General features: G+C 46.3%; 17 protein-coding genes. 9 read left to right on the top strand and 8 right to left on the bottom strand.

The genetic code is table 11. From position 1 onward, the window contains the following. The first annotated feature begins 19 nt into the window (after positions 1-19). The 4 genes from B9Y90_RS18655 to B9Y90_RS18640 are packed head-to-tail and all read left to right on the top strand — an operon-like array spanning position 20 to position 4,317. Positions 20-1,312 carry an O-antigen ligase family protein gene (locus B9Y90_RS18655; RefSeq protein ID WP_254902716.1) on the top strand — a complete coding sequence of 431 codons (1,293 nt, stop codon included), beginning with the start codon at positions 20-22 and terminating at the stop codon, positions 1,310-1,312. Continuing rightward, the gene (locus B9Y90_RS18650; RefSeq protein WP_085542159.1) at positions 1,305-2,315 is read left to right on the top strand and encodes a glycosyltransferase family 2 protein; all 1,011 of its coding nucleotides are present in this window, start codon (positions 1,305-1,307) and stop codon (positions 2,313-2,315) included. Before B9Y90_RS18655 ends, B9Y90_RS18650 begins: the two co-directional genes overlap by 8 nt. 1 nt (position 2,316) lies before the next feature. Then, positions 2,317-3,372, top strand: coding sequence for a lipopolysaccharide core heptosyltransferase RfaQ (gene rfaQ / locus B9Y90_RS18645; protein WP_085542158.1), 1,056 nt, complete (start codon positions 2,317-2,319; stop codon positions 3,370-3,372). Then, positions 3,373-4,317, top strand: a complete 945-nt coding sequence (locus B9Y90_RS18640; RefSeq protein ID WP_085542157.1) for a glycosyltransferase family 8 protein — start codon at positions 3,373-3,375, stop codon at positions 4,315-4,317. A gap of 46 nt (positions 4,318-4,363) precedes the next feature. Here the strand turns inward: B9Y90_RS18640 and B9Y90_RS18635 are convergent, their stop codons facing one another. Genes B9Y90_RS18635 through B9Y90_RS18620 form a run of 4 tightly spaced genes read right to left on the bottom strand, consistent with a single transcriptional unit; the run spans position 4,364 to position 8,387 of the window. Beyond that, on the bottom strand, positions 4,364-5,365 hold the full coding sequence (locus tag B9Y90_RS18635) for a glycosyltransferase family 8 protein (protein ID WP_085542156.1): 1,002 nt from the start codon (positions 5,363-5,365) through the stop codon (positions 4,364-4,366). 42 nt (positions 5,366-5,407) lie between these two features. After that, complete coding sequence (locus B9Y90_RS18630; protein ID WP_085542155.1) at positions 5,408-6,430, bottom strand: glycosyltransferase; 1,023 nt, start codon at positions 6,428-6,430, stop codon at positions 5,408-5,410. 42 nt (positions 6,431-6,472) lie between these two features. Then, entirely contained in the window at positions 6,473-7,270 is a 798-nt protein-coding gene (gene rfaP, locus B9Y90_RS18625; protein WP_085542154.1) for a lipopolysaccharide core heptose(I) kinase RfaP, read from the bottom strand. After that, positions 7,263-8,387 (bottom strand): glycosyltransferase family 4 protein, encoded by a 1,125-nt coding sequence (locus B9Y90_RS18620; protein WP_085542153.1) that lies wholly within the window; start codon positions 8,385-8,387, stop codon positions 7,263-7,265. Before B9Y90_RS18620 ends, rfaP begins: the two co-directional genes overlap by 8 nt. Before the next feature lie 434 nt (positions 8,388-8,821). Between B9Y90_RS18620 and waaA the strand changes: the two genes are divergently transcribed. Continuing rightward, on the top strand, positions 8,822-10,099 hold the full coding sequence (waaA, locus tag B9Y90_RS18615; RefSeq protein ID WP_039289149.1) for a lipid IV(A) 3-deoxy-D-manno-octulosonic acid transferase: 1,278 nt from the start codon (positions 8,822-8,824) through the stop codon (positions 10,097-10,099). 8 nt (positions 10,100-10,107) lie between these two features. Further along, positions 10,108-10,587 (top strand): pantetheine-phosphate adenylyltransferase, encoded by a 480-nt coding sequence (gene coaD / locus B9Y90_RS18610; protein ID WP_039289148.1) that lies wholly within the window; start codon positions 10,108-10,110, stop codon positions 10,585-10,587. Here coaD and mutM read toward each other — a convergent pair whose 3' ends face one another. The 4 genes from mutM to radC form a co-directional block, all read right to left on the bottom strand. Beyond that, complete coding sequence (gene mutM / locus B9Y90_RS18605; protein ID WP_039289147.1) at positions 10,588-11,397, bottom strand: bifunctional DNA-formamidopyrimidine glycosylase/DNA-(apurinic or apyrimidinic site) lyase; 810 nt, start codon at positions 11,395-11,397, stop codon at positions 10,588-10,590. It lies immediately after the preceding gene. 68 nt (positions 11,398-11,465) lie between these two features. Then, complete coding sequence (gene rpmG / locus B9Y90_RS18600) at positions 11,466-11,633, bottom strand: 50S ribosomal protein L33 (RefSeq protein WP_002436700.1); 168 nt, start codon at positions 11,631-11,633, stop codon at positions 11,466-11,468. Positions 11,634-11,653: 20 nt separating this feature from the next. Further along, positions 11,654-11,890 carry a 50S ribosomal protein L28 gene (gene rpmB / locus B9Y90_RS18595; protein WP_008457442.1) on the bottom strand — a complete coding sequence of 79 codons (237 nt, stop codon included), beginning with the start codon at positions 11,888-11,890 and terminating at the stop codon, positions 11,654-11,656. A gap of 214 nt (positions 11,891-12,104) precedes the next feature. Beyond that, positions 12,105-12,782, bottom strand: a complete 678-nt coding sequence (gene radC, locus B9Y90_RS18590) for a RadC family protein (RefSeq protein WP_085542152.1) — start codon at positions 12,780-12,782, stop codon at positions 12,105-12,107. A 165-nt stretch (positions 12,783-12,947) separates the two neighbouring features. Between radC and coaBC the strand changes: the two genes are divergently transcribed. The 3 genes from coaBC (at position 12,948) to slmA (ending at position 15,312) form a co-directional block, all read left to right on the top strand. Beyond that, a complete protein-coding gene (gene coaBC / locus B9Y90_RS18585; protein WP_139827416.1) occupies positions 12,948-14,159 on the top strand; it encodes a bifunctional phosphopantothenoylcysteine decarboxylase/phosphopantothenate--cysteine ligase CoaBC in 1,212 nt (403 codons plus the stop codon). After that, positions 14,137-14,595 carry a dUTP diphosphatase gene (gene dut, locus B9Y90_RS18580; RefSeq protein WP_034808728.1) on the top strand — a complete coding sequence of 153 codons (459 nt, stop codon included), beginning with the start codon at positions 14,137-14,139 and terminating at the stop codon, positions 14,593-14,595. The genes coaBC and dut overlap by 23 nt, the downstream gene beginning before the upstream one ends. A 120-nt stretch (positions 14,596-14,715) precedes the next feature. After that, positions 14,716-15,312, top strand: a complete 597-nt coding sequence (gene slmA, locus B9Y90_RS18575) for a nucleoid occlusion factor SlmA (RefSeq protein ID WP_039289144.1) — start codon at positions 14,716-14,718, stop codon at positions 15,310-15,312. Positions 15,313-15,438 lie beyond the last annotated feature (126 nt).

Here is a 15,438-nt window from a genome sequence, read left to right as displayed (position 1 = left end):
TTCTTTTAAGAGTATATTTATGCCTGATAGCCCAATTATTTCTCTGCATGATAGCAAGAGAAAAGATACTTTCTTCAGCATCGTCGACGGCCTGTTTCTTGCGGGTTGCTTGCTTTCATTGGCTATGGTGCTTATTAATCCCGATCAGGCAATCAAGGTCTTCATTTTCAGTACCGTCCTTTCATTTCCTGTTATTTTCAACAACCGCCATAACTTATTGAAAAATAAAAAAACGCTAATACTGCCGCTCGCTCTTTTTGCGTTTGGGCTAATGCAAATCATTTGGGTAGCGATCTTTAAACAGCAGGGCTCACCTTTTACAGCAGCCTATCGCTCTTACCAGAATGGCGGTAAGACGCTGATTTTTTCTTCATTTGTCATAACAGCGATCGGTTGCCAAAAGGCATTTTCTCCCTGCATTAGGCAGGCTGTTAACTATCTGATCATCGCCATTGGGCTCTCTCTATATGGGTGGGCAGCTTACCAACTCTATAGTATCGGCGCGATGAACCTACTTGCATACAGGGTTTCGCTAGGTTTTGAATTTGCAACTGGCACTGCGTATGCCTTGACGTTTATTGCATTACTGGCCTCTCAGGCAATACTTAATTTACGTGGTCACTGGGTTATTCCGCTTTATTTTCTACATTTTGCTCTATCTTCTATGGCTATTGTCACCACACAAACGCGAGCAGCCATTTTAGTTTATCCAATATTATGTATTGCCTTATTTTTATTACATTATCGTCGTAACCATAAAGTTCTGGCAGTCTCCATAACCAGTTTTATCGTCCTTGGGGTTTTGGCACTGATCCCGCTGAAATCGGTGCTGGAACAACGGTATATGGATTTCAAAGGCGATATAGCGGCATACAAGAGTGAGAACAGTAATACGTCAATTGGTGCGAGGTTTGCCATGCAACGTGTAGGATTTGAGACGGGGAAATTGCATCCCGGAGGCGAGTCCCTGGAGCAGCGTAGCGCTTCTCTTAATATTTTAGAAAAAACTGACCCCTCGCTCAGCGGCGCACTGATATATATGAACATCCATCTCCATAATGAAATAATGGATACGTTTTCTCTAAAAGGCGTATTGGGCGTTGTGCTCCTCGTACTCTTATATGCCTCAATGATATATATGGCATTTGAACAGAAAAATGCGCTGTTACTGGTTGTTGCAGGTGCTATCGCAGTCTACGGGTTAAGTGATCTATTACTGTATGCCAAAGGCGAATCATTAAGTAGCATACTGGCCCTTTCTTTTGCACTAATACTGGTTTCTAACACCAAAAGAGAGCAATCTCATGTGTGATAAAAATCATTACCTTCTGAGCATTATTATTCCGACATATAATAATGCCGAATTTATCACTTCGACCCTGACATCTCTTCAGTCCGGGATCACAGATGAAGTTGAAATCATCATCATTAATGATGGTTCGACCGATCATACCGATGAAAAGATCGCAGAATTTTACCGGTTCAGCCCCAGTGATAACGTTAAGGTAATACATCAGAGTAACCAAGGCGTAGCGATTGCCCGAAATAAAGGGCTAGAATCCGCAACGGGTGTATACATCGCTTTTGTGGACAGTGACGATATTATCAGTTCCGATTATTTCACTCTTTTACTGCCCGTCCTGCGTGAACGTAAATATGACATTGTAGAATTTGGCTTAACTCGCGATAAAGAAAAACTATACACATCGCAAGGCGCCAGCAATGAAAATATTGAAAGAAATGAACTCATTCTGCAGGATACTCAATGTTTGCCATTAATGCCTACGTTTAGCGCTGCACAGTGGCATTTAGTCACAAGAATATTTCTCCGGGATATTCTTGGCAATGACAGATTTGAAGCTAATCGCCGCTATGAAGATATTATTTTCAGCCCGTTCCAGTACTTTAAATGCCGTAACATCCTGAATCTCAATGTTAAACTTTATTACTACCGGCTAAATTCCCATAGCATCACTGAAAATCTCAGAGAAAGTGACGCTCAACACATCTTTTTTGCCATGAGAAAAATGTGTGACTACATAAAAAACAATCCAGAAAAACGCTCGGTTGCAACGCTGATGATTGTTAATTGTTTTCTTGAAGGGCGTAAAATTGTACGTAAAAAGAAAGGCTACTATGCCTATGATGAGCAAATGTTAAGCGATATAAAAACGGCACTACAGTATTGCGACGAAAGCGTCATGAATAAAAAAATAATCTATAAAATGCGACACCCTTGGATAGATACATTTATTTCTGCTACTCGCAATCAGGTATTTAAGCTTTGCAAGAAAAAGATCAACAAGGAAAGTTAAGATGGCTCAACAACATGTAGATCGCATTTTAATTTGCAAGCTTAAGTTTTATGGTGATGTATTGCTCATTACCCCAGTCATAGCGAGCCTGCAGGCACGCTATCCGCACGCTAAAATTGATTTGCTATTGTACAAAGATACCAAAGCCATTCTCGCGGCAGATGACCGTATTCATCAATTTTATCTGGTCGAAAAAAAGCTCGGGCTGCTCGATACAATCAAAAACTACCTCGCCCTGCAGCGCGAACTTAGAAAAAATCGCTACGACCTGATTGTGAACCTGACTGAGCAGTGGCCTATTGGTGCGCTGGTCGCTTCATTAGGCCGACCTTCTGTCGCCTTCCAGCGAGAAAAAAAGCTCTGGAACAAGCTCTTTAGCCGGGTAGTGCCTATGACAGGAACTCACATCGTTGAGCAAAATTTGTCTCTACTGAAAGGCATCGGCTTTACCGATAGTGAACTGAAGCCACAAATGCAGCTGAGTTATCAGGAAAATGATGTTCAGGCGCTATGTGCTCTGGATCCCGAGCTCATGCTGCAGCCTTATGTGGTTATTCAACCCACCGCACGGCAGTCGTTTAAGTGCTGGGATGAGGATAAATTCGCTGAGGTCATTAATCATCTGCATAGCCAGGGATTGAAGGTCTATTTAACCTGCGGGCCAGCAGCCACTGAACAGGAACAAGTAAAGCGGATTGCCGGTCTCTGCGATATATCTCCAGACCTCCGTTTTGCAGGGAAAACATCATTCCTGCAGCTTGCAGCACTGCTCGACCACGCAACCCTTTATATCGGTGTTGATTCCGCTCCGATGCACATGGCTGCAGCACTGAATAAACCTCAAGTATGCCTGTTCGGTGCAACCAACTATCAGCAATGGCGACCGTGGTCAGATAAAGCAACGCTGATTTGGGCGGGCAGTTATCATCCGATGCCCGAAAGAAAAGATTTGGATCGTTCGCAGAAGTATCTTTCCTGGATCCCAGCGCAGGCCGTCATCGACGCTGTCGATACCACGTTGAAAAATGCGGCAACCCAAGACAATGAGAACAAATAAATGGCTAATAACTCAATAATCAATGTTGCCTGGTGTACGGATGCCAATTATCTGGAGTATGTCGCTACCTCAATGATATCCGTAAAAATGAACAACCTAAATCAAGAGTTGGCATTCTACGTATTTGTTTATGATGTAAGCGATGAGGAAATCGAAAAACTGAAAGCAACCTGTGATGGCGTTCAGGTGATAAAAATAGAAAAAGACGCGATTGAGAAATACAGCAATGATTTCGCTATTAAACACCTTAACCGTTCAACTTATATGCGTCTTGCAGTGCCCCGGTTACTTCAGGGAAAAGTTGAAAACTTCATTTATCTTGATGCCGATACGTTGTGCTTCGACGATATCAGCAGCATAAATGATATTGATATCAGCAATGTTATCTGCGCTGCCAGTCATGATTCGCTCGATGTACAGAACGACAAACATGCCAAACGTCTCGGCCTAAAAACAAAGCATTATTTCAATGCAGGGTTTCTTTATATCAATGTCAATAACTGGATAGAACATGACGTTGAAAATAAAGCAAACGAAGTATTATTCGAAAAAGGAAATAGCCTTCCCTACTTTGATCAGGATGCATTGAATATCGCGATGGATGGCCATATACGCTTTATCGATAACCAGTGGAACTTCCTTTTCAACTGGTTCACTGAGGAACAAAAAGAAACGTTTTTATATCACGAAAATACAACACCTAAAATCGTCCACTTCACCGGTGGCAGAAAACCATGGTACCGGGAACATACTGGCCTGGCACAGCAACTCTACTCTTTCTATCATCACTTTACGCCATGGCGAAACGCTCCGTTGCGTTCCTATGCACCACGGATGCGGCCAACGGACTATCGAGTATATGCCCGACAGCATGCCCGTAAAAGACAGTACCTGGTCGCCGCCGGTTGGTATCTGAAGTATTTGCAGAGCAAACTGCGCAAGTAAAATGCGTATGACTCAAAAATAAAAAGCTCCCAATGGGAGCTTTTTGTTATTTACTTTTCAGTTTGGCAATAAGATAGCCAATATAACTCACAATGGATGCCAGCATTTTTCCCTGCAACCTTTCATGGCGGGACTTTTTCTTAAATTGCTTAGGTGTTCTTGGCCCAAGCAGAGGAACATTTGCCCAAGGAGATGCTTGCCAGGCCGTCGTGAAATATTGTGCTGAAGGGTAATTCGCCCAGGAATTCCAGGGTTTAGTCACACCGATATAGTGGATTAAAATGGTTTCCGGCTTGATATAGTCGCGATAGCGATTAATATCCTTATTTTTTAGTTCCTGCTTAATGCCATAAATAGCATTATAAATACGCGGCAGAAATATAACTTTGTCTTTGAAAAGAATATTCAAAACATCTTGATCGGGAAATGAATGTTTTTGCTTTTCGTCTAACAACATATCAAATGCTGCACTGAGAAAATTGAATTTTCTCCACGCAACAAGATTAGTGTACATTACACCAGAATTAAAATAGTTCTCATTAAAGTCTGGTGTTCCAGCTCTTCGTGCTGGACTATCATCAACATCCCGAACAACCGCTGCCACTTTATCTTCAAAATCAATATCAATCAGATCCTGAAGAGAACCTTTACATATAACATCAGCATCAATATAAAGTAAGGCATCAACGTCTTCGCTAAGATACTCGAACGCAACAAACCGGAAGTACATTGCATGGGACCATGCGTGACTAAAAGGCAATATTTTTAGTTCGTTCGCATCGATAACATAAATCGTGATTTTTGTAGAAAATATCTTAGATAGTTCTGCTGCACGGGCCTTATAATCGTCATCAATATAGTCAGTAAAAAGATGAAAGTGAATGGGAACATTTCGATTATTCTGCAACACTGACATCATAGATATTGCCGCACCAAACATGAAATTCTTATCGACACCCCATGCAACATGTAGTTGCGGCTTATATTCAGCAGGTGCGTTGTTGAAAGCAACAATTTCCTTTATAGCCTGGCGACAATCAAAATTCATCTGACATACCTTTTAAACACAAAAATTAACGGGTTATGCTACTCAGCGCAAATGGGAACCAAAAAGTTTGCTCTTGATATACATTATATGACTCAAAACAGACAGTACATACTTGTGCTGGACTCTTTCATGTCGTGATTTTCGTTTATAAAGCTTAGCCGTATTTGCGTTAAGCAATGCTTTTCCTGACCATGTTGATTTTTCATATGCTGCCATAAAGAACTTAGAAACTGGATACTTAGCCCACCTATGCCAGGGCTTTGTCACGCCAACATAGTGAATAAGAATGGTATCGTCAGTAATAAAATCTTTATAATCGTCATTAATATTTTTATTTACTAATTCCTGATCAACACCATAGATACAGTTAAAGTCTCTACGTAATGAAATAGTATTACCCACAAACAAAATGTTTAATACATCTTGATCAAAATAAAGCAGTCCGTCTTTCTTTTCTGAAAAAACACCAAATGCTTTACTCAGTAACTTTTGTTCTTTCCAAAGAACCAGATTTGCGAGCACAACACCAGAGTTAAAGTATCCGTGTGAAAGCTCTGGAATCCCAAGACGTGCTCCTGATTTGAGACGGACTTCATCAATATCATGAATAATGGCGGCATATTCGCCGTTAAATTGTATACCTGTCAATTCGTCCAATGAGCCTTTACAGATGATATCTGCATCAAGGTAGAGAACTGAATCAAGATTGTTACTTAAATATTCAAACGCAAAGTAACGGTAGTACATTGCATATGTCCATGCTTTAGTACTTGGGAGATCACGAAATGCTTCATTATCAAACACAATAACCGTAATTGACGTATGATATTTTTCCGCTAAACGCTCTACGCAACTTATATAATCATCATCAACAAAATCGGTGAAAACATAGAAATTAAACTCCATCTCTGGATTATTGATCAGTACGGAGGTCATTGAGATGCCTGACCCAAACAAAAAATTACGATCAATACCATAAGCTATGTTAAGTTTTTTTTCTTTTGTATGGATAGAACGATCGCAAATAATTTCTTTGAGTATCGCTTTATCGAAATTAATTTTCATTCTTTTTTGCCTCATGCCTACAGAGCTTTTAATTTTAATAAATTATAATGACTTTCTTACCGTTCTTTTCTGTATTTTTTGTGCTTTTACGTGCGCGGTTGCAAACAAAGCTGACTCATTTTTAATGATATCCCGTAGTGGCACTGAAAAATAAATACTCAGAAATCGGTAAATGTCGCGCGAAGTTAAGCCTATATGCAAAGAGGAAAAATAAAGACCGATAAGATCTTTGTCTCGCCAACGGCGAGGCACAGCGCGACGAATTTGAGCCCGATGTAAATCGATCACCGAGATTTTTAACTGTGCTTCTGGCGATTCAAACGGCAAATGCAAAAGGAAATGGCATATGTAGCAGTCCCTATGGTTCACGCCTCCTCGATGCATCTCTCTAACCATTTCGGCTACGCGTTGGATAATCGCACGTTTGACGCTAACTTTGGGTGGCTTAACAGCCCAATCAGCACAATAGTCTTCCAGGCTGATCGTCGGGGAGAGATCGTCGGTAATAATAAAAGAAGTTCGTTCTAAAGGATTCAGTCCCTTTTGGCCAAACGCGACGCCATTCATCGTGTCGACACCAAGCGCTTTGAGCCGATGAATAGCAAACCATTCTCTGTCTGCGCCCAGCACGGGCATACGTAGTGAAATCAGGTTTTTCACCACTTCTTTTAACGTTGTGCCGCGATGATACTTAAGAAAATAGCCTTTACCCTCCATCTCGAAACGGATCGTCCGGCGGGACTCCAGGGCACGGAACACTTCACCCTCCAGCTTTACAACCTCAGCAAAAGGGTCTTTTCCACGCCATCGCGTAGCAAACGGCTCTTTAAGCTCAATCATGTTCACAACCTAAAATAATATCAGCCACTTTCTCAGGCAAACTGTACAGATCCTCACTGTCGGCATAATGCCGTGCATGCTCGGCCCATTGGTTACGCAACGCCTCGTTCTCTAAAGCATTGGAAAGTGCATGATTCAACGTCGCCTGATTAAACGGCTCTGGGATGACCTCACCACAGTGAGCAGACTCGATATAATGGGCATAACCGCAAACTTCCGTAACCAGTACTGGCAATCCGGAAACGATAGCTTCTAACAGGACAATCCCAGCCGCTTCCTGAACCGCTGGATGAATCAAAATATCTGCTGCCGCCATCAACTCGGCAACGTCATCCCTTCCAGAAAAGAACTGCACATTATCTGCAATGCCAAGCAGCTGCGCCTTCGCTTCGAAACGCCCTGGTTTATCCTGCCCAACGACCAGATAACGTGTTTTTTTACGTAGGGCTTCCGGCAAGGCGGCTATCGCCTCCAGAGAACGAAATACGCCTTTTCGCTTAAAATCCGAGCCTACCTGAAGCACCACGAACTGCTGCGGATCAATGCCGTTTTTTTGGCGATATACTCGCCTGCTGTCGGCAATCTGGTTACTGTACTTTCTGTCCGGGTAAATCCCCGGCGGCATAATATGGAAGCGATCGGATTCTGTCTGATAGTGTTTTTTAAAATCAGCTATTTGCGTCGGCGTTAACATCAACAGTTGAGTTTTTTTTCCTCGCAGGAACGTGGCTTTCTCAAACTGCGCATAATGTCGATAACGTGCGGTTAATTTGTAGAAAAAGCCCTTTTCACGCTCAACCTTTTCGGCATAACAGACGTCAGCCGCGTAATAAACATCAAGACCGGGCATTTTATTGAATCCGACAACCCGATCGACAGGATGTATCTTCAGCTCATTCTCAACCCATTGATGATACTGCGCATTCTTCCCATGATTTGTACGAGCCGTCACCGGAACAAGCACAATTTCAAACTGCTTAGGATGCTCTCCCTGCCACTGTTGGGTAAACACTTTGACGTGATGACCACGAGCAGCAACGGTTTGAGCTATACGCATAAAATCGCGCTGCAGGCCGCCGTAGGGAAAGTATTTGTATAAGCAAAAAGCAATGATCATGTACTCATATCCGCGAGGCCTAAACCGAAGTCAGACAAACCACAGGGAGAAACCCTTCTGGTCAGGTCGATGATGCCGGAAGGAAAATGCTCAATTTTCCAACACTGACGAGTTCCAAATTCCTTTGAAAACGTTGCATAGTGTAGCATTTATCAGGGGGCAATCCGATATGAATATCAATCGTATAAAGCGATACGCAACCATTTATAAAATAAGAAAATAAATTTCAATTTTCATCGGCACAGTACCTTGCCAGCACGGTTTGCTAACCCAAGATTCACCATCCTGTATTCAATAAAAATTGAAAAAAACATCATGGTTAATATCACCAGGAACAATCAGGGGTGATTTCAGGCAATTTCCGCAAAAGTAATGGCAAAGCTCAGGTTAAATACATAGAATCCCCAGCACATTCATAACGCCAGCCGTGTCCTATGCTCCAATTGCTTTACACCATACTGCTTTACCTCATACAGCCACTCATCTGGCTGCGATTATGGGTGCGCGGTCGTAAAGCTCCTGCATACCGCAAACGCATTGGCGAGCGCTACGGCTTCTATAAAAAGCCGCTCAAGCCAGGTGGCATTATGTTGCATTCGGTTTCCGTTGGGGAAACGCTAGCCGCCATCCCTCTGGTTCGCGCGCTTCGCCATCGCTATCCAGAACTGCCGATTACCGTCACGACAATGACACCAACCGGCTCAGAAAGGGTCATGTCCGCGTTCGGAGAAGACGTCCAGCACGTCTATCTGCCTTATGATTTACCGTGTGCGCTAAACCGTTTTCTGGATAAAGTCGATCCGAAGCTAGTGCTTATTATGGAAACCGAACTTTGGCCAAACCTGATAGCCGCGCTGCACAAACGCTATATCCCATTAGTGATTGCCAATGCCAGGCTTTCCGCACGCTCGGCAAAAGGCTACGCGAAACTTGGTGACTTTGTCCGAACACTGCTGCAGCGCATTACGCTTATTGCCGCGCAGAACGAAGAAGACGGTGAGCGCTTCATCTCGCTGGGTGCAAAACGAAGCCAATTGACGGTCACCGGAAGCCTTAAATTTGATATCTCTGTGACGCCGCAACTTGCTGCTCGTGCCGTAACGCTTCGCCGGCAGTGGGCACCACACCGCCCAGTCTGGATAGCCACCAGCACGCATGAAGGTGAAGAAAGTATTGTCGTTCAGGCCCATCAGTCACTTTTAAAACAGTTTCCTAATTTATTGCTGATCCTTGTACCACGTCACCCGGAACGCTTCCCGGATGCTATCAATCTGGTCAGAAATGCAGGATTAAGCTACATCACCCGTTCTTCTGGAGAGGTGCCGTCTTCCAGTACGCAGGTCGTCATTGGCGATACTATGGGTGAGTTAATGTTGCTGTACGGAATTGCCGATCTGGCTTTTGTTGGCGGCTCGTTAGTTGAACGCGGTGGCCATAATCCGCTCGAACCCGCCGCACACGCTATTCCCGTGTTAATGGGCCCACATACCTTTAACTTCAAAGATATCTGCGCGCGCCTGTCGCAGGCAGATGGCCTAATCACCGTGAACGACGAACAGTCATTAGTAAAAGAGATTGCGTCTTTGCTCACAGATGAGGATTATCGTAACTTCTACGGGCGCCATGCTGTGGAAGTGCTTTACCAGAACCAGGGTGCATTACAGCGCCTGTTGCAGCTACTGGAACCTTATCTCCCCCCTAAAACACACTAAGGTCAGATATGCAAAAGCGGGCAATCTATCCGGGGACTTTCGATCCTATCACCAACGGCCATATTGATATCGTTACCCGTGCAGCCAGTATGTTTGACCAGGTGATCCTTGCCATTGCAGCAAGCCCCAGCAAGAATGCTTTGTTTACGCTGGATGAACGCGTTGCGCTGGCGCAGCAGGCGCTTGCACATTTACCCAATGTTCAGGTTCTCGGTTTCAGCGATTTAATGGCAAGCTTTGCGCGCAAGCAGCAGGCAAACGTGCTGGTGCGTGGGTTGCGTACCGCGGCTGATTTTGAATATGAAATGCAGCTGGCCCACATGAATCGCCATCTCATGCCAGAACTGGAAAGCGTCTTCCTGATGCCATCTAAAGAGTGGTCATTTGTTTCTTCTTCTCTGGTCAAAGAAGTGGCGCGCCATCACGGGGATGTCGCTCACTTCCTGCCAGAGCACGTCTGTAAAGCGCTTATCGAAAGGCTTAAATAGCTATCGCTGACAGCGGCGGCAATAGTAGGTGCTACGCTGAGCGTGCTTAGCGGCAGCAATCGGCGTACCACATACCCTGCAAGGTTCTCCTTCCCGCCCATAGACCTGCAGCTCCTGAGCAAAATAGCCAGGTTTGCCATCGGACTGAAGGAAGTCTTTTAAAGTCGTTCCACCTTGCTCTATTGAGCGCTGCAATACCGCTTTGATCGCCGCGACCAGAGTTTCAGACTCTTTTTTTGATAGCGACTGCGCGCTACGGTCGGGATGGATCCCCGCCGCGAACAAGGATTCGCTGGCATAGATATTCCCCACCCCGACAACCAGTTTGTTATCCATCAGCCAGGGCTTGATAGCCGTTTTCTTTTTGGCCGATTTTTCACGCAGGTATTCTGCACTGAATGCCTCACTCAGCGGCTCTGGCCCGAGATGAGCCAATACGTTACTCCCCTCAAGCTCTTTGACCCATAGCCAGGCACCAAAACGCCGCGGATCGGTGTAGCGAAGGACTTTGCCGTTGCTCATGATCAGATCGACATGATCGTGCTTTTCCGCAGGAAGTTCTTCCGCGAGGATCCTCAGACTGCCGGACATTCCCAGGTGAATGATGATCCAGCCATCCGGTAGCTCCAGCAGCAAATACTTCGCCCGCCGCTGCACGCTCAGCACGGGCTTATCGCTCAGAGCATGTATTTCATCAGAAACCGGCCAGCGCAGTCGAGCATTGCGCACAACGGCATACAGGATGGTTTCACCCACCAGGTGCGGCTCAATACCGCGACGACTGGTTTCTACCTCTGGTAATTCAGGCATCTCTCCTCCGGGAAGCAGGCATAAAAAAACCCGGCCTGAGCCGGGTTTCTTCAACAAAGTTACCAGAATTATTTAATTTTGGCTTCTTTGTATACAACGTGCTGACGGACAACTGGATCGAACTTTTTCAGTTCCAGTTTTTCCGGCTTAGTACGTTTGTTCTTCGTGGTGGTATAGAAGTGACCAGTACCAGCAGAAGAAACCAGCTTGATTTTCTCACGAATACCTTTAGCCATGATTTATTTCCTCTAAGTACTTAGTACTTTTCGCCACGGGCACGCAGTTCGGACAGAACTGTATCGATGCCTTTCTTATCGATTACACGCATACCTTTAGCAGATACACGCAGGGTGACAAAACGCTTCTCGCTCTCAACCCAGAAACGGTGAGAGTGCAGGTTCGGCAGGAAACGGCGTTTAGTCGCGTTCAGTGCGTGGGAACGGTTATTACCGGTCGCCGGACGCTTGCCAGTAACTTGGCAGACTCGGGACATGTCTATTCTCCAAAAATCAAATTAGCTCGAGCTTCGTATAGGGTTAGGCGCCTCGTCAGGCTGCAAGCCTGGTCCCTGGCGGTTCAATGTGAACCACAGTGCCAGGCGCATAATGCCAAACCCGAGATTCTCAAAGGTGGCGTAGTATACGCTGTGTGAGGCATGTGCTCAAGTCCCGAACAGACAAAGATCCCAATGGATCGCGCCTGATGGCTTAAATCCACCCTCGTTCAGCGAAAGAAACGTATTCTCCGTGACCAATAACCAAATGATCAAGCACTCGAATTTCCATAAACAGGCAAACTTTCACGATGCGTTCCGTAATAGCCCGGTCTGCTTTACTGGGTTCGGCCTTACCTGATGGGTGGTTGTGCGCCAGTATAATGGCACCGGCGTTGCATTTCATCGCTTCACGGACAATTTCTCTCGGGTGAACTTCAACGTGACTTAGCGTTCCGGCAAACAACCGTTCACATTTAATAACCTGATGCTGATTATTCAAAAACAGCACCATAAATATTTCACGCTGCTCGGTCGTCAACTGACTCTGAACATACTCCCGCACCTTTCCTGGCGTAAGCAAAGAGAGTTCTTTGACCCCCTGAGATGAGTAATAACGCCTCGCCAGCTCGGCAATCGCGTTTAGTTGAGTGTATTTCGCTTCGCCAATCCCCTTCACGTCCTTGAAATGGGAATAATCTGCCGACAACAAGCGGTGCAGGGAACCAAACTCACGTAGCAGCATATTGGCAAAAACCAAAACGTGCATTCCCTGGTGGCCCGTACGTAAAAAGAGCGCCAGCAGCTCAGTGTCGGTAAGAGAACCTACACCGAATTGCAGCAGTTTTTCCCTGGGTAAATACGCGTTTTCAATCTCATAATCCCTGTCCATCGCACCTCTCCCTCTCTTAACTCCCCCATAATGCGGCCTTTTTTATTGTCAGGCGATGAGCGGGTTTTGGTCTTGCGTAGCGCCTCGCAAACTGCAAAAAGTCGCCTGCCAGGGATTGTGATAAAATGGCCATTCGACTGTGACTTCCAACGGATAAAAATCATGATGGGACTTTCCGGCAAGAAAATTGTTCTTGGTGTGAGCGGTGGTATTGCTGCCTATAAAACACCTGAGCTGGTTCGTCGTCTGCGCGATCGCGGAGCGGATGTACGAGTGGTAATGACCGAGGCGGCGAAGGCCTTCATCACGCCACTAAGTTTGCAAGCAGTGTCCGGTTATCCGGTGTCCGACAGTTTGCTAGACCCCGCAGCAGAAGCCGCCATGGGCCACATCGAACTCGGCAAATGGGCAGACTTAGTGATACTCGCCCCTGCGACAGCAGACCTGATCGCGCGCGTGGCTGCAGGCATGGCAAACGACCTGGTCAGCACCATCTGCCTGGCAACAGCCGCCCCAGTTGCCGTTGTTCCAGCAATGAACCAACAAATGTTCCGCGCGGCTGCCACTCAACATAATCTGGACGTCCTAAGCGCTCGTGGTCTCCTGATTTGGGGCCCGGATAGCGGGAGCCAGGCCTGTGGCGATATTGGGCCTGGTCGCATGCTGGATCCGCTAACGCTGGTTGATATGGCCGTTGAACATTTCTCCGTAGTCAAAGATCTGCAACATCTGAACGTCATGATTACCGCCGGCCCAACGCGTGAACGCCTTGATCCCGTCAGATATATTACGAACGACAGCTCTGGAAAAATGGGGTTTGCTATCGCTGCAGCAGCGGCAGCGCGCGGGGCAAACGTAACCCTGATTTCAGGCCCGGTAAATCTGCCTACTCCGGCGTGGGTCAACCGCATTGACATCACTACGGCGCTGGAAATGAATGAGGCGGTCCAACAACGCGTCGCCGGGCAGCATATATTCATTGGCTGTGCCGCCGTTGCCGACTATCGAGCAGCCGTGGTTGCTGACGAGAAAATTAAAAAGCAAGGCGATGAAATTACGCTAAAAATGGTCAAAAACCCGGATGTTGTTGCGGGTGTTGCGGCACTTTCAGAAAGGCGTCCCTATGTTGTAGGGTTTGCCGCCGAAACAAATAATGTGGAAGAATACGCCCGGAAAAAGCGTGCCGCTAAAAACCTGGATCTGATCTGCGCCAATGACGTATCTCAGAATAATCAAGGGTTTAATAGCGACAATAACGCATTGCACCTTTTCTGGCAGGAGGGAGACAAAGTCTTACCGCTTGAGCGTAAAGCACTCCTTGGCCACCTTTTACTGGACGAGATCGTTACCCGCTATGATGAAAAAAATCGACGTTAAAATTCTGGACCCGCGAGTTGGTCAGCAATTCCCATTACCAACTTACGCCACCTCCGGCTCTGCCGGTCTTGACCTGCGCGCTTGCCTGGATGACGCCGTAGAACTTGCACCTGGTGCAACAACGCTGCTGCCAACCGGCCTGGCTATTCACATTGCTGACGCCTCTCTGGCAGCGGTCATCCTGCCTCGTTCCGGCCTGGGCCACAAACACGGTGTTGTGCTGGGTAACCTGGTGGGGCTGATTGACTCCGATTATCAAGGCCAGTTGATGGTTTCTGTCTGGAACCGCGGCCAGGACAGCTTCACCATTCAGCCTGGTGAACGCATTGCGCAGATGGTCTTTGTACCCGTTGTGCAGGCAGAATTTAACCTGGTTGAAGATTTTGACGCCAGCGACCGTGGCGAAGGCGGATTTGGTCATTCAGGCCGCCAGTAATACCGTTTTATCAACGTAACCCTACCGCGCAGATAACGTTAAAACAGACCGCAAACCAGGCGTTTGGGGGCGCGGTTCGGTGCTTACCTGACAAGGTATTTTTCAGGGGTATTTTAGAACATGGCAGAAAAACAGACCGCGAAAAGGAATCGTCGCGAGGAAATACTTCAGTCTCTGGCCCAAATGCTCGAATCCAGCGACGGCAGCCAACGCATTACGACCGCTAAACTAGCGGCAACCGTTGGCGTGTCCGAAGCCGCACTTTATCGGCATTTTCCCAGCAAAATGAAAATGTTCGATAGCCTGATTGAGTTTATCGAAGATAGCCTGATTACCCGCATTAACCTGATTCTGAAAGATGAAAAAGACACGCTGGCCCGTCTGCGGTTGATCGTACTTTTGGTGTTGGGTTTTGGTGAACGGAACCCAGGCCTGACGCGTATCCTCACCGGGCACGCGCTGATGTTTGAGCAGGATCGCCTGCAGGATCGCATCAACCAGCTTTTTGAACGCATTGAGGTTCAGCTGCGCCAGGTTATGCGTGAAAAGAAAATGCGCGAAGGCGAAGGGTTTAGTACCGATGAAGCCTTGCTGGCGAGTCAGCTACTGGCTTTCTGTGAAGGAATGCTCTCACGATTTGTGAGAAGTGATTTCCGCTATCTGCCTACGGATGATTTTGATACCCGCTGGCCGCTGATTGCCGCTCAGCTTTACTAGTAAATAAGGGCCGGAAGGCCCTTCAGATTGATGACAAAGTCCTGGCCGTGAGGCCGGGACTTTGATCTAATAAGGTCAGTGCAAAAAACGGACTGACCGCCATGCTCAGAGAACTTTCCCCGCAGC

This window comes from Cedecea sp. NFIX57, from assembly GCF_900177785.1.
In the GTDB taxonomy this organism is placed as follows: Bacteria; Pseudomonadota; Gammaproteobacteria; order Enterobacterales; family Enterobacteriaceae; genus Cedecea; species Cedecea neteri_C.
The sequence above is the reverse complement of the archived record's forward strand: the minus strand, read 5'-3'. Positions and strand labels throughout refer to the sequence as shown.